The 12,877-nt window shown below is 65.7% G+C and carries 11 protein-coding genes; 10 read left to right on the top strand and 1 reads right to left on the bottom strand.

Going from position 1 to position 12,877, the window contains the following annotated elements:
• The 8 genes from DYI24_RS11070 to DYI24_RS11105 all read left to right on the top strand — a co-directional run.
• The coding region (locus DYI24_RS11070; protein WP_205523473.1) for an alpha/beta hydrolase family protein at positions 1 to 1,363 on the top strand (1,363 nt) is incomplete at its 5' end.
• A gap of 453 nt (positions 1,364 to 1,816) precedes the next feature.
• The gene (locus DYI24_RS11075; protein WP_107345106.1) at positions 1,817 to 3,169 is read left to right on the top strand and encodes a substrate-binding protein; all 1,353 of its coding nucleotides are present in this window, start codon (positions 1,817 to 1,819) and stop codon (positions 3,167 to 3,169) included.
• Between the two features lie 245 nt (positions 3,170 to 3,414).
• Positions 3,415 to 4,422 (top strand): branched-chain amino acid ABC transporter permease, encoded by a 1,008-nt coding sequence (locus DYI24_RS11080; RefSeq protein ID WP_107345105.1) that lies wholly within the window; start codon positions 3,415 to 3,417, stop codon positions 4,420 to 4,422.
• 4 nt (positions 4,423 to 4,426) lie between these two features.
• Entirely contained in the window at positions 4,427 to 5,650 is a 1,224-nt protein-coding gene (locus DYI24_RS11085) for a branched-chain amino acid ABC transporter permease (RefSeq protein WP_107345104.1), read from the top strand.
• Positions 5,647 to 6,417, top strand: a complete 771-nt coding sequence (locus tag DYI24_RS11090) for an ABC transporter ATP-binding protein (RefSeq protein ID WP_107345103.1) — start codon at positions 5,647 to 5,649, stop codon at positions 6,415 to 6,417. The genes DYI24_RS11085 and DYI24_RS11090 overlap by 4 nt, the downstream gene beginning before the upstream one ends.
• On the top strand, positions 6,414 to 7,166 hold the full coding sequence (locus DYI24_RS11095) for an ABC transporter ATP-binding protein (protein ID WP_107345102.1): 753 nt from the start codon (positions 6,414 to 6,416) through the stop codon (positions 7,164 to 7,166). The genes DYI24_RS11090 and DYI24_RS11095 overlap by 4 nt, the downstream gene beginning before the upstream one ends.
• Positions 7,167 to 7,502: 336 nt before the next feature.
• A complete protein-coding gene (locus DYI24_RS11100; RefSeq protein ID WP_164572324.1) occupies positions 7,503 to 7,769 on the top strand; it encodes a hypothetical protein in 267 nt (88 codons plus the stop codon).
• Between the two features lie 212 nt (positions 7,770 to 7,981).
• On the top strand, positions 7,982 to 9,643 hold the full coding sequence (locus tag DYI24_RS11105; protein WP_164572325.1) for an NRAMP family divalent metal transporter: 1,662 nt from the start codon (positions 7,982 to 7,984) through the stop codon (positions 9,641 to 9,643).
• Between the two features lie 29 nt (positions 9,644 to 9,672).
• Here the strand turns inward: DYI24_RS11105 and DYI24_RS11110 are convergent, their stop codons facing one another.
• The gene (locus DYI24_RS11110; RefSeq protein WP_164572326.1) at positions 9,673 to 10,335 is read right to left on the bottom strand and encodes a TetR/AcrR family transcriptional regulator; all 663 of its coding nucleotides are present in this window, start codon (positions 10,333 to 10,335) and stop codon (positions 9,673 to 9,675) included.
• A gap of 244 nt (positions 10,336 to 10,579) precedes the next feature.
• Between DYI24_RS11110 and DYI24_RS11115 the strand changes: the two genes are divergently transcribed.
• Positions 10,580 to 11,812 (top strand): acyl-CoA dehydrogenase family protein, encoded by a 1,233-nt coding sequence (locus DYI24_RS11115; RefSeq protein ID WP_164572327.1) that lies wholly within the window; start codon positions 10,580 to 10,582, stop codon positions 11,810 to 11,812.
• Positions 11,813 to 11,965: 153 nt separating this feature from the next.
• Positions 11,966 to 12,877 (top strand): phosphotransferase family protein (locus tag DYI24_RS11120; protein WP_164572328.1); only part of this gene is annotated, 912 nt, incomplete at its 3' end.

The following is a 12,877-nucleotide window of genomic DNA, read 5'->3' on the forward strand; positions in this document are numbered from 1 at the left end:
GTCCGTTCCTGCTCAGTCAGAGGCAGCCTCAGGCGGGATCGACCGGCAGCGTCGGTCTCTGGTGTTCGGTGCCGCGGCTACCGCCGGCGCCGCTGCGCTCGGCTTCAGCCCGGCACAGGCGGCGGTGCGGCGCTCCTCACTGCGATCCGGAATCGACATGTCGGCGCGGGTCAGCGCCGCGCGGCTCGACGCCGAGGTCGCCAAGGCGTTCCCGCTGTTCAACGCGCCGGCGATCCTGCCGCAATTCGATGCCGCCACCGCTGGCGCGCAGGTCGACGTCGATCTGCACCGGATCGTGACCACGACCCGCGTTCCCGAGACCGGAGAGCGGCTGAAGGTCAGCGGGCTGTTGGCCGTGCCGGCCGGCAAGGCCGGCGAACTGCCGCTGCTGTCCTGGCAGCACGGCACCATCCTGTCGTTCGATCAGGTCCCGTCGAACCTGACCAAGCTGGCCGATCCAGCGTACCAGCTCAGCGATGCGGCGGATTCGCTGGAGACGCTGTTCAACGTGCAGCGGTTCGCGGCACGCGGCTATGCGGTGATCGCCGCTGACTATGTCGGCAAGGGTCCGTTCCGCAACGGCCGAGGCGAGGGCTACGCGGTCAAAGGCGTCAGCGTCCAGACCTGTCTCGACATGCTGGCGGCGGGCGAGGTGGCGATGAAGTCGCTTGGCCTGAAGCCGTCGAAACTCTTCCTGCACGGCTGGTCACAGGGCGCGCTCAACACCCAGTGGCTTCATCAGGCGCTGCGGCGCCGGTCGCGACCCATTGCCGCCACGGCGGTCGCGAGCCCGTTCAACGATCTGAACGAAGCCTGGAGCTACTGGGCCGGCGCGCAAAGCTTCGCGCTGCCGGCCGGCACGACGTCCTATCCGGCGCTGCCGAACTGGATCTCGTTGTGCATGATCGTTGCGCTGGGCAGCTACGAGCTGAACTATCGCCTCAGCGGTCTGCTCGACAGCGCTATCCGCCCCGAATACCGGGCGATGGCCCGCAAATACTGGGGTGACTACAAGGTCGTGGCCGATCCGCAGCAGCCGTTCCCGACCGGCTCCGATCTGTTGGTGCCGGGCTTCTTCGAGCGCGCCACCGACGATCGCAACAGCGCCTTCCTTCGTCACCTCGCAGCCAATCGGGCTTCGTATTGGCGCTATGATTCGCCGATCCGGTTTCACTATGGGCTCGCCGACGAAGCGCTGCATCCGGCCATGGTGTATCGGGCGCTGTCGGCCGGCGGTCGCCAGGCTGTGGGAATCCCGACTGCCAACGCCAGCCATCGCGCGACCTTTCTCGCGGGGCTGTATGGCGATGCCGCCAGTCTCGGCGGCGCGGAGAATGTCCCGATCTGGTTCGGTAAATTCTAAACGATCCTCACACTCAGAACTGTGCGGTATCGGACATGATGTCGCGGGCGTGCATAGTCCAACGCTCGCGTGAGCGACCAAACGTCACATAAATTGGCGGACGCCGATGCGGAGACGTCCGAGTTGTTATTTGGTGCGGCGCGATATGTGACAGTTGTGACAACGCTGCAGTGACTGATCTGCCGACGCTTTCTGATCGATATGCACAATAGTTACTGTGACGAGTTGTCACGACAAACTGACGATTAGTTCTGTCAACCGCGCGAGCAATTACCTTCGCTGCGAACTGATCGACGCTCCTTAGACAAAAGGAGCGGTTGACCCTATTGGACCCGCTCTCCAAGACTCCGGCTCCGCTGCCACCAAGAGCAGCCCGGGCATCGATCAGCGTGTGAGCGCGACGACCCGAGACTAACAAGAAGACTTCCCGAGGAACCCGAGGAGAGACGCCCCATGGCCGACAAGAAATTTATCATCGACCGCAGAACTGCGCTCAAGACCGGCCTGGCCGGTGCTGCCGCCCTTGCCACGCCGAGCTTTTTCATCCGCGACGCCTGGGCCGACGATTTCTGCAACATCCCGAAGGGCAAGGAAGTCGTTTTCGGCTTCAACGTCCCGCAGTCCGGCGCCTATGCCGACGAAGGCATGGATGAGCTCAAGGCCTATCAGCTCGCGGTGAAGCACCTCAACGGTGAGGGCGACGGCGGCATGCTGAAGACCATGAAGCCGCTGGCGCTCAAGGGCAACGGCGTGCTCGGCAAGAAGGTCACCTTCGTCTCTGGTGATACCCAGACCAAGGCCGATCAGGCGCGGGCCACCGCCAAGCGCATGATCGAAAAGGACGGCGCGATCATGATCACCGGCGGCTCGTCGTCGGCCGAAGCGGTCGCGGTGCAGTCGCTGTGCCAGGACGTCGGCGTGATCTTCATGGCCGGCCTGACGCACTCGAACGACACTACCGGCAAGGACAAGCGCGCCTACGGCTTCCGCCACTTCTTCAACGCCTACATGTCCGGCGTCGCGCTCGGCCCGGTGCTGGCCGAAGCCTATGGCAAGGACCGCGTCGCCTATCACCTGACCGCCGACTACACCTGGGGCTGGACCCAGGAAGAGTCGATGAAGGACGCGACCGAGAAGCAGGGCTGGAAGACCGTCAAGGCGGTCCGCACGCCGCTCGGCGCCGCCGACTTCTCGCAGTACATCACCCCGGTGCTGAATTCCGGCGCCGACGTGCTGGTGCTGAACCACTACGGCAAGGACATGATCAACTCCTTGACCCAGGCGGTTCAGTTCGGCCTGCGCGACAAGATGGCGAACGGCAAGAAGTTCGAGATCGTCGTGCCGCTGTTCTCCGAGCTGATGGCGCAGGGTGCCGGCGATGCGATCAAGGGCATCTACGGCACCGCGAACTGGGACTGGAAGCTCGAAGACGCCGCCACCAGCGCGTTCACCAAGTCGTTCGGCGCCGCTTATGGCACCCCGCCGTCGCAGGCCGCGCAGACCTGCTACGTCCAGGCGATCCTGTATGCCGACGCCGTCGAGCGTGCCGGCACCTTCAACCCGTCGAAGGTGATCGCGGCGCTCGAAGGCTTCGAGTTCGATGGCCTCGGCAACGGCAAGACGCTGTACCGCGCCGCCGACCATCAGTGCTTCAAGGACGTGCTGGTGGTGCAGGGCAAGGAAAAGCCGAAGGACAAGTTCGACCTTCTCGAAGTCAAGAAGATCGTGCCGGCGTCGCAGGTCACCTACGACCCGAGCATCTTCGGCGGCGAACTCGGCTCCAAGGACGCCAAGGCGTGCGGCTGATCTGATCCGGCCGGGCTGCGAGCTGCGGCCCGACGAGCAGAATCGTGACCGGTCGGCTGAGCCCCGAGGCGCAGCCGACCGCCACGTGTCTCTTGAGCAGCAATAAAGCGCGTACCGCCTCTGACCGATGGTCGGGCGACAGTGACTGCAAAGTTTGTATTGGCCCGCCGGCCGGGGTCGGTCGCCGGGGAATTTCGATGGACGCGCGCCTTGGTGCCGCGGACACAGGGGGAGATTGACCACGCATGGACGCGATCGTTCTGCAGATCCTGAACGGCCTCGACAAAGGAGGGGCCTATGCGCTGATCGCGCTCGGGCTGACCTTGGCCTTCGGCACGCTCGGCGTGGTGAATTTCGCCCACGGCGCGCTGTTCATGCTCGGCGCGTTCTGCGCCGTGGTGTTCAACAAGCTGCTGACGCTGGAAATCGTCAAGATTGATCCGACGCGGACGACGCCCTGGGGCTCGCCGCTGGAGGTCAAGACGCCCTACGTCCAGTCGATGCTCGGCGACTGGGGTAAAGTACTGATCGATTACTCGGTGCCGGTGTCGATCCTGCTCGCGATCCCCGTGATGCTGCTGATCGGCATCCTGATCGAGCGCGGCCTGATCCGGTTCTTCTACAAGCGCCCGCATGCCGACCAGATCCTGGTGACCTTCGGCCTTGCCATCGTGCTGCAGGAGATCGTCAAGCACTTCTTCGGCGCCAATCCGATCGCTCAGTCGGCGCCGGCGCTGTTCTCCGGTTCGCTGCAGATCACCGAGGCGATCGTCTATCCGTACTGGCGCATCGTCTATCTGTGCTTCTCGCTGGTGGTGATCGGTGCGGTGTTCGCATTCCTCCAGCTCACCACCTTCGGCATGGTGGTGCGCGCCGGCATGCAGGACCGTGAGACCGTCGGCCTGCTCGGCATCAATATCGAGCGGCGCTTCACCATCGTGTTCGGCCTCGCGGCGATCGTCGCCGGCCTCGCCGGTGTGATGTACACGCCGATCGTGCCGCCCGATTATCACATGGGGATGGACTTCCTGGTGCTGTCGTTCGTCGTCGTCGTGGTCGGCGGCATGGGCTCGTTGCCGGGTGCGGTGCTGGCCGGCTTTCTGCTCGGCATCCTGCAGTCGTTCGCCTCGATGAACGAGATCAAAGGCCTGCTGCCCGGCATCGACCAGATCATCATCTATTTGGTCGCCGTGGTGGTGTTGTTGGTGCGTCCGCGCGGATTGCTGGGACGCAAGGGCGTGATGGAGAGCTGATCCGATGAAGCACACCTCCAAACTCGCCGACATCGCGCTGCTGATCGGCTTTGCCATCGTGGTGGCGCTGGGCCCGATCATCTTCACTCCGATCGGCGCCGGCTATCCGGACCTGCTGCAGAAATTCGCGATCTACGGCATCTTCGCGATCGGCTTCAACATTCTGTTCGGTCTCACTGGCTACCTGTCGTTCGGCCACGCCGCATTCCTCGGCGTCGGCTCCTACGCCGCGGTGTGGTCGTTCAAACTGCTGTCGATGGATCTGTTGCCCGCGGTGGCGATGTCGGTGGTGCTGGCCGGCGTGCTGGCACTGGCGATCGGCTTCGTCAGCTTGCGCCGCTCCGGCATCTACTTCTCGATCCTGACGCTGGCGTTCGCGCAGATGTGCTACAACATGGCGTATTCGGTGCTGACGCCGATCACCAATGGCGAAACCGGCCTGCGCGTGCTGCGCCAGGATCCGCGCTATCTCGACGCCGCGATCGGCTACGTCTCGCCGACCCCGTCGCTGTTCGGCATGCAGATCACCGGCTGGACCGGGTTCTACATCTGCGGTGCAGTGCTGGTGGCTGCGTTCGGCCTGTCGATCGCGATCTTCCGCTCGCCGTTCGGCATGACGCTGCGCGCCATCAAGTCGAACCAGAACCGGATGGGCTACACCGGCTATTCGACCCGGCCGTATCTTCTGTCCGCCTTCGTGATCTCCGGCATGTTCGCCGGTCTTGCCGGAGCGCTGCTCGCCGCGACCGATCCGCTCGCGGGCGCCGAGCGCATGCAGTGGACCGCATCGGGCGAGGTGGTGCTGATGACCATCCTGGGCGGCGCCGGCACGCTGCTCGGCCCGGTCCTCGGCACCGGCATCATCAAGTACTTCGAGAACATCTTCTCGGCCTACAACGAGGCGCAGCTCAAGGCGATGTTCACCTTCGTGCCCGACGGGCTGCGCGAACCGGTGGTCAAGACGCTGAGCCTGTTCGTCGGCGAAGGTTGGCAGCTCACCCTCGGTCTGCTGTTCATGGCGGTGGTGATCTTCCTGCCGGGCGGCGTGATGGAAGGCATCAACCGGCTGATCGGCCTGAAGCACACCCCGAAGGTCAAATCGCTCGGCGACTCGCCGCAGCGTGACGGTCTCGGCGAAATGGTGATCGAGGAGATGCCGTCGCACGACCGCACCGCCGAGATCGAGAAGAACGCCGCCGAGCAAAAAGCGAGAGCCACCGCGCCATGAACGTGAACAGCGACATCGTTCTGCACATCGATCACGTCCACAAGACGTTCGCGGGTCTGCACGCGCTGGCGGATGTGCATCTCGACATCCGTGAGGGCGAGACCCACGCCATCATCGGCCCCAACGGCGCGGGCAAATCGACGCTGCTCAACGTCTGCGTCGGCGTGCTGCCGCCGACGCAGGGCAAGGTGATGTTCCACGGCACTCAGCTCACCGGGCTGAAGCCGTATGAGATCAACCAGCTTGGCGTGGCGCGGGTGTTTCAGACGCCGGAGATCTTCGGCGATCTGACCGTCCTGGAAAACGTCATGATGGCGATGCTGTCGCATCAGGACGGCGCGTTCCGGCTCAAGCTGGTGTCGCGGTTCGACGAGCAGGGCGAGATCGGCCAGCGCGCCGTACAGGCGCTGCGCGAGCGCGGCCTCGGCGGCCATCTGTATCACCTCGCCGGTGCGCTTTCGCGCGGCGACAAGCGCCGGCTCGAGCTGGTGATGGGCCTGGTGCAGAAGCCGAAGCTGCTGCTGCTCGACGAGCCGACCGCCGGCATGGCGCGCGCCGACACCAACGCCACCATCGAGATCCTGCGGCAGATCAAGCAGTCCGGCATGACCATCGTGATCATCGAGCACGATATGCATGTGGTGTTTTCGCTCGCCGACCGCATCACCGTGCTGGCCGGCGGCCGCGTTATCGCGCAGGGCGTGCCCGACGAGATCAAGGGCAACCCGAAAGTGATCGAAGCCTATCTCGGCGAGGAGCAAGTATGACGACGATGACCGCTGAACGGCCGCACGCCAACCATGCGGGCGAGACGCCGTATTTCTGCTGCCGCAACCTCAACGCCTATTACGGCGACAGCTACATCGTGCAGAACGTCTCGTTCTCGCTGAACAAAGGCGAGATCCTGGCGCTGCTCGGCCGCAACGGCGCCGGCAAGACCTCGACGCTGCGCTCGATCGCACGGGCCTCGACGCCCGAGCTGGTCTCGGGCGAGGTGATCCTCGACGGCGTCAAGCTGCACGGCAAACCTAACTACGTCGCCGCCCAGGCCGGCATCCAGCTGGTGCAGGAGGATCGCCGCATCATCCCGGGGATGACGGTGGAGCAGAATCTGCAGATCGCGGTGATCTCCGGCAGTGTCGGCTGGTCGTTCGAGCGGATCTACGAGCTGTTCCCGCGGCTCGCGGAGCGGCGCAAGCAGGAAGGCGTGACGATGTCTGGCGGTGAGCAGCAGATGCTGGCGATTGCCCGTGCGCTGGCCCGCGATCTCAAGCTGCTGCTGCTCGACGAGCCCTACGAAGGCTTGGCTCCGGTGGTCCGCCACGACATCGCCAAGGCGCTCAAGGAAGTACGTGCCGCGGGCATCACCACCATCATCGTAGAGCAGAACGCAGTTGCGGCGCTGGAGTTGTCCGACCGCGCCGTCATCCTCGACACCGGCGAAGTGGTGTTCGACGGCACCGCAAAGCACGTGCTCGATAGCGAAGAACTGCGCCATCGCTATCTGGCGATCTGAGGCGTCCGCGCACGTGCGCGCAGCAAGGACGGGCGGTGCTGCGCACCGTCCGTGCCCGCCGAACACGGCGGCGTGACCGGCCACAAACAGTGTTGACTCGATCGCAGGTGCGGGCGTAGGGCTCCGGCCGGGTCGAGCCTTTGCGCGCGATCCTTCCTTCTCATCCAACGAAGAGCACATGGGCCCTAGCAGCTTTGGCCGCCTTCCCCCCGCGATAGGCCGGGCGAATGCGACCGCAACATATCGGACCGCGACCGTGTCGGGCCGCGTGAGCAAGGTGCGCTGCTAGCCGCCTGATCTCACCGTCCCGCCGCGTTGCGGCCGTGGAGGTGCGTGATGTCGATCAACTTCAAAACCGCATGGTGGCCGGCCTGGACCGGCCGCGCCGCGCGCCCGGCCGAGAGCCGCCGCGCCCACGCCAATGACAACGTTCGCAGCATGCCGCGCCGGGCGCAGCGTCCCGCGCTCGCACTGCATTGGTATGTCGGCTCGGCCGGCACGCTGGTGGCCGGATGGAACGTGGTGCCGTCCGGCGACGCCGCGGATGCCGAAGGCGGTGACACCGGCGACCGCGTGTACCAGCCGCCCTCGCGCGCCGCGTAAATCCGCGCGCCCGGCCGCTTGCCGGGCAGGAGCCTTCCCGATGGACCATCAACCCAGATTGCCCGCCGCCGCCTTCGTGCGTGTGGCGGGCCTGCCACTCCCGAAATCAGCCCCAGACGTGGCCGCCCCGCACCGGCGCCGGGCCGGCGAGGGCGCTGAGCGCCGCTCTCCGCGTCGGGCCGCTGCGGCGCAGGCCGGATCAGGAGAGTCAAATGACCAAGCACATCCCCTTGCACGCGACAGCGGCCTGCGCCGCCGTTCCGCCGAGCGCGGTGCTGGACAGCGCCCATCTCGGCGAGATCCGCGGCGCGCTCGGCACTATCGCGGCCGATGACCGCGCGCCGCGGCGTACGCTCAAAGCCCGGCTGCAGACGCTGCTGGCAATCGCCGGTCCCGGCCTGATCGTGATGGTTGGCGACAATGACGCCGGCGCGTTCGGCACCTACACCCAGGCCGGCCAGAACTACGGCACCACGCTGCTGTGGACACTGCTGCTGCTGATCCCGGTGCTGTACGTCAACCAGGAGATGGTGGTGCGGCTCGGCGCCGTCACCGGCGTCGGCCATGCGCGGCTGATCTTCGCGCGGTTCGGCAAGTTCTGGGGCGCGTTCAGCGTCGCCGACCTGTTCCTGCTCAACGCGCTGACGTTGGTCACCGAATTCATCGGCATCAGCTTGGCGCTGCAGTATCTTGGCCTATCGCAGTTCTGGGGCGTGATCGCGGCCGCGGTGATCATCACCTTTGCGGTCTCGACCGGCGACTTCCGCCGGTTCGAACGGTTCGCGTTGGTGCTGGTTGCCGGCAGTCTGCTGCTGATCCCGGTTGCCGTGATGGTGCATCCGCCGCTGCCGCAGCTGGCGCATGATTTCTTTGTGCCGAAGATGCCGGCCGGCGCGCCGCTCGGCGAGGTGATGCTGCTGATCATCGCCATCGTCGGCACCACGATCGCGCCGTGGCAGTTGTTCTTCCAGCAGAGCTATTTGATCGACAAGCGTATCACCCCGCGCTTCATCCGCTACGAGCGCTGGGATCTCTGCGTCGGCATCGGCCTGGTGATCATCGGCGCGGTGGCGATGATCGGGTTCTCGGCGGCCGCCTTTGCCGGCCGGCCGGAGTTCGGCGCCTACACCGATGCGCTCGGCACCGCGCACGGGCTGGAGCAGGCGGCCGGGCGGCTGCCCGCGATCCTGTTCGCCCTGGCGCTGCTCGACGCCAGCATCATCGGCGCCGCCGCAGTCTCGCTGTCGACCGCTTATGCGATCGGCGACGTGTTCGCGGTGGCGCATTCGCTGCATCGCAAGCCGCGCGAGGCGAAGGGGTTCTACGCGGTCTATGCCGGACTGATCGCGTTTGCGGCGGCGCTGGTGGTCACGCCGGGAATGCCGCTCGGCCTGCTCACCAATGCGGTGCAGACGCTGGCCGGCGTGCTGCTGCCGAGCGCAACGGTGTTTCTGCTGCTGTTGTGCAACGACAAGGCCGTGCTCGGGCCGTGGGCCAACGGCCGCGCCGGCAACCTGTTCACCGGTGCGATCGTCGTGGTGCTGGTGCTGCTGTCGATCATCCTCACCGGGTCGGTGCTGTTCCCCGAGGTCGGCGAGCGGATGATCCTCGGCATCCTGGGCGGCGGCGTGGTCGGCGCGCTGCTGTTGTCCGGCGCCGTGGCGCTGATCGCGCGCCGCGCGCGGGGTGTCCGCGCCGAGCCTGTGGCGGCGTCCGCTGTTGCGCCGGAAGAGTGGCGGATGCCGCCGCTGGCGACGCTGCCGCCCGCGCGCCTCAGCGCCATCAGCCGCGCCTGGTTGTTGGTGCTGCGCGGCTATCTGGTGCTTGCGGCCGGGCTGGTGCTGTACCGCATCGTCGAGTTGATCGCGCGCTGAGGCAACCGGCGGCTGCTGCGCTGGTCGGCTCAGCGCCGCCGCGACACCGCGGCCTCGCCGGTGCCGGTGGTGCCTGTCTTCAGTGCCAGCGACGCCACCGCGACGACGCGGTCGATCACGCCGTCGACGTCGTCGAGATCGCAGATGCCTTCCGACAGCCGCAGCAGGCGCTCGCTGTCGCGCACGGTCTGCTGCGCCATCGCCAACGCGAAGTGCAGGCCCCAATAGATCTCGGCGTCCGGCTTGCCGGGCAGGGAGCGCCGCATCGCGGCTGCAAATTTGCGCAAGTGGTCGATCTCGCGGTTCTTGATCTTGCGGATCGGCGGGATGGTTTCGATCGCGGCGCGGATCATGAAGCGGGCGGCATCCGAGCGTTCGCTGTCCTGGCCGAGGCAGCCGCGCAATGTCGGGCCGATCAGTGCCCGCAACACCGCCTCGATCGGCGCGCGCCCGCCGCCGGCGGATTCCGCGGCCTTGAGCTCGTTGAACCGCTCGCGGTTGGTGGCGATCGAGCGCGTCACGAACAGTTCGGCGATCAGTTCGTCCTTCGAGCCGAAGTGATAGTTCACCGCGGCGAGGTTGACGCCGGCCGCGGCGACGATGTCGCGCAAGGTGACGTCGCCGAAGCCGCGCTCGGCATACAGCCGTTCGGCGGCGGTCAGGATCGCACTGCGTGTGGTGTCGGTGGACATGCCGCTCCGCGGGAAATCATCGTTCTTGCAATTCAAACAGCTGTATGAAACTATCGTTTCACAGCCGGAAGTCAATGCGCCGTCGGGCGCCGAGACGCCGGCAGCTTCGTTTTCGCGGTTCGTGGTCTCCCGACCCTCGGGGGGACGCGGGGCGGAAATCCGACTTGCGGGCGCGATGCGGCAGGACGACAGTGCCGCCACCCCGTCGGTCACAACAGTCTGGGAAAACAGTGAGGATCGCCTGATGGATTTCACGATGTCCGATCGCCAAAGCGAATGGCTGGACCGCGTCACCAAGTTCATGAACGACCACGTTCGCCCCGCGGTGCCGATCTACAAGCAGCAGGACGCCGAGGGCGAGCGCTGGAAGGTGATCCCGGTTCTCGAGGAGCTCAAGGCCAAGGCGAAGGCCGAAGGTCTGTGGAACCTGTTCCTGCCGCCGTCGACGCACGACGACGACGAATTCCACGGCGCGGGTCTGTCCAACCTCGAATACGCGCTGCTGTCCGAGCAGATGGGCCACATCTCCTGGGCCTCGGAAGTGTTCAACTGCTCGGCACCCGACACCGGCAACATGGAAGTGCTGTTCCGCTACGGCACCAAGGAGCAGAAGCAGAAGTGGCTGCGGCCGCTGATGGCCGGCGAGATCCGCTCGGCGTTCCTGATGACCGAGCCGGCGGTGGCGTCGTCGGACGCGACCAACATCGAGACCCGGATCGAGAAGGACGGCGATCATTACGTCATCAACGGCCGCAAGTGGTGGTCGTCGGGCGTCGGCGACCCGCGCTGCAAGATCGCGATCGTGATGGGTAAGACCGATCCGAACGCCGCCCGCCATCAGCAGCAGTCGCAGATTCTGGTGCCGCTCGACGCCCCCGGCATCACCATCGAGAAGATGCTGCCGGTATTCGGCTTCGACGACGCGCCGCACGGTCACGGCGTGGTCAAGCTGGAGAACGTCCGCGTGCCGGCCTCGAACCTGCTGCTCGGTGAAGGCCGCGGCTTCGAGATCGCGCAGGGTCGCCTCGGTCCAGGCCGTATCCATCACTGCATGCGCACCATCGGCAAGGCCGAAGAGGCGCTGGAGAAGATGGTCAAGCGCCTGCAGTCGCGCGTCGCGTTCGGCAAGCGGATCATCGAATTCTCGGTGTGGGAGCAGCGGATCGCCGAAGCCCGCATCGACATCGAGATGACTCGCCTGCTGTGCCTCAAGGCCGCCGACATGATGGACAAGGTCGGCAACAAGACCGCGCAGCTCGAGATCGCGATGATCAAGGTGGCGGCGCCGCGGATGGCGCAGCGCATCATCGACGAAGCGATCCAGGCGTTCGGCGGCGCCGGCGTGTCGGACGACGCGGGTCTGGCCAAGGATTACGCCAACATCCGCACGCTGCGGCTCGCGGACGGTCCGGACGAGGTGCACAACCGCGCCATCGCCCGGCTGGAGATGAAGAAGTACGCCAACGCAGCGCACTGACGCGCAAAGGCCGCACAAAAACGTCATCGCCGGACTTGATCCGGCGATCCATCTCTTGGAAAGATGGATACCCGGGTCAAGCCCGGGTATGACTATTTTGGGATTGTCGGAACGCGCGGCGCGTAACGCGCGAACAAGAACAAGGAGCGTCACTTGGTCGGGAAGCGAAACGACGACGATTACACCGGCACCAAGCCGGTCGAGGAGCGGCATCGGGTCGACGAGGCCCGCCTCGCCGAATGGATGCAGGTGAACGTCGAGGGCTATCAGGGCCCGCTCGAGGTTCAGCAATTCAGGGGCGGGCAGTCCAACCCGACCTATAAGCTCATCACCCCGAACCGTTCCTATGTGATGCGGCGCAAGCCGTTCGGCAAGCTGCTGCCGTCGGCGCACGCGGTCGATCGCGAATTCCGCGTCATCGCAGCGCTCGGCAAGCAGGGCTTCCCGGTCGCCAAGGCCTATGCGCTGTGCACCGACGACTCCGTGATCGGTGTGTCGTTCTACATCATGTCGATGGAAGAGGGCCGGGTGTTCTGGGATCCGACCCTGCCGACCCAGACGCCGGAATCGCGCTGGGCGATCTTCAAGGCCAAGATCGAAACGCTGGCGCAGCTGCACAGCTACGAGCCGGAAGCTATCGGTCTCGGCGACTTCGGCAAGCCGGGCAACTACTTCGCGCGCCAAGTCGACCGCTGGAGCAAGCAGTACAAGGCGTCGGTGGCCGAGCCCATCCCGGAGATGGAGCGGCTGATGGAGTGGCTCCCGAGCACGGTGCCGGTGCAGGAGCGCGTGTCGGTGGTGCACGGCGACTACCGGCTCGACAACATGATCTTCCACGCCACCGAGCCGCGGGTGCTGGCAGTGCTGGATTGGGAGCTGTCGACGCTCGGCGATCCGATGGCCGACTTCACCTATCTGCTGATGCAGTGGGCGATGCCGGGCCTCGCCGAAGCCGATCTCAAGGCGCTGAATATCCCCACGCTGGAGCAGGCTGCCGACCTCTATTGCAAGGCCCCGGGCATCGCCGGCGTTCCGAACCCCCATTGGTCACCCCCCCAAAACCCC

The sequence above is a fragment of the Rhodopseudomonas sp. BR0C11 genome, from assembly GCF_010820945.1.
In the GTDB taxonomy this organism is placed as follows: Bacteria; Pseudomonadota; Alphaproteobacteria; order Rhizobiales; family Xanthobacteraceae; genus Rhodopseudomonas; species Rhodopseudomonas palustris_H.

Coding starts and splice junctions, on each gene's coding strand:
- DYI24_RS11075 (WP_107345106.1), top strand. CDS start 1,817: ATGGCCGACAAGAAATTTATCATCGACCGCAGAACTGCGCTCAAGACC.
- DYI24_RS11085 (WP_107345104.1), top strand. CDS start 4,427: ATGAAGCACACCTCCAAACTCGCCGACATCGCGCTGCTGATCGGCTTT.
- DYI24_RS11105 (WP_164572325.1), top strand. CDS start 7,982: ATGACCAAGCACATCCCCTTGCACGCGACAGCGGCCTGCGCCGCCGTT.
- DYI24_RS11115 (WP_164572327.1), top strand. CDS start 10,580: ATGGATTTCACGATGTCCGATCGCCAAAGCGAATGGCTGGACCGCGTC.
- DYI24_RS11080 (WP_107345105.1), top strand. CDS start 3,415: ATGGACGCGATCGTTCTGCAGATCCTGAACGGCCTCGACAAAGGAGGG.
- DYI24_RS11110 (WP_164572326.1), bottom strand. CDS start 10,335: ATGTCCACCGACACCACACGCAGTGCGATCCTGACCGCCGCCGAACGG.
- DYI24_RS11100 (WP_164572324.1), top strand. CDS start 7,503: ATGTCGATCAACTTCAAAACCGCATGGTGGCCGGCCTGGACCGGCCGC.
- DYI24_RS11090 (WP_107345103.1), top strand. CDS start 5,647: ATGAACGTGAACAGCGACATCGTTCTGCACATCGATCACGTCCACAAG.
- DYI24_RS11095 (WP_107345102.1), top strand. CDS start 6,414: ATGACGACGATGACCGCTGAACGGCCGCACGCCAACCATGCGGGCGAG.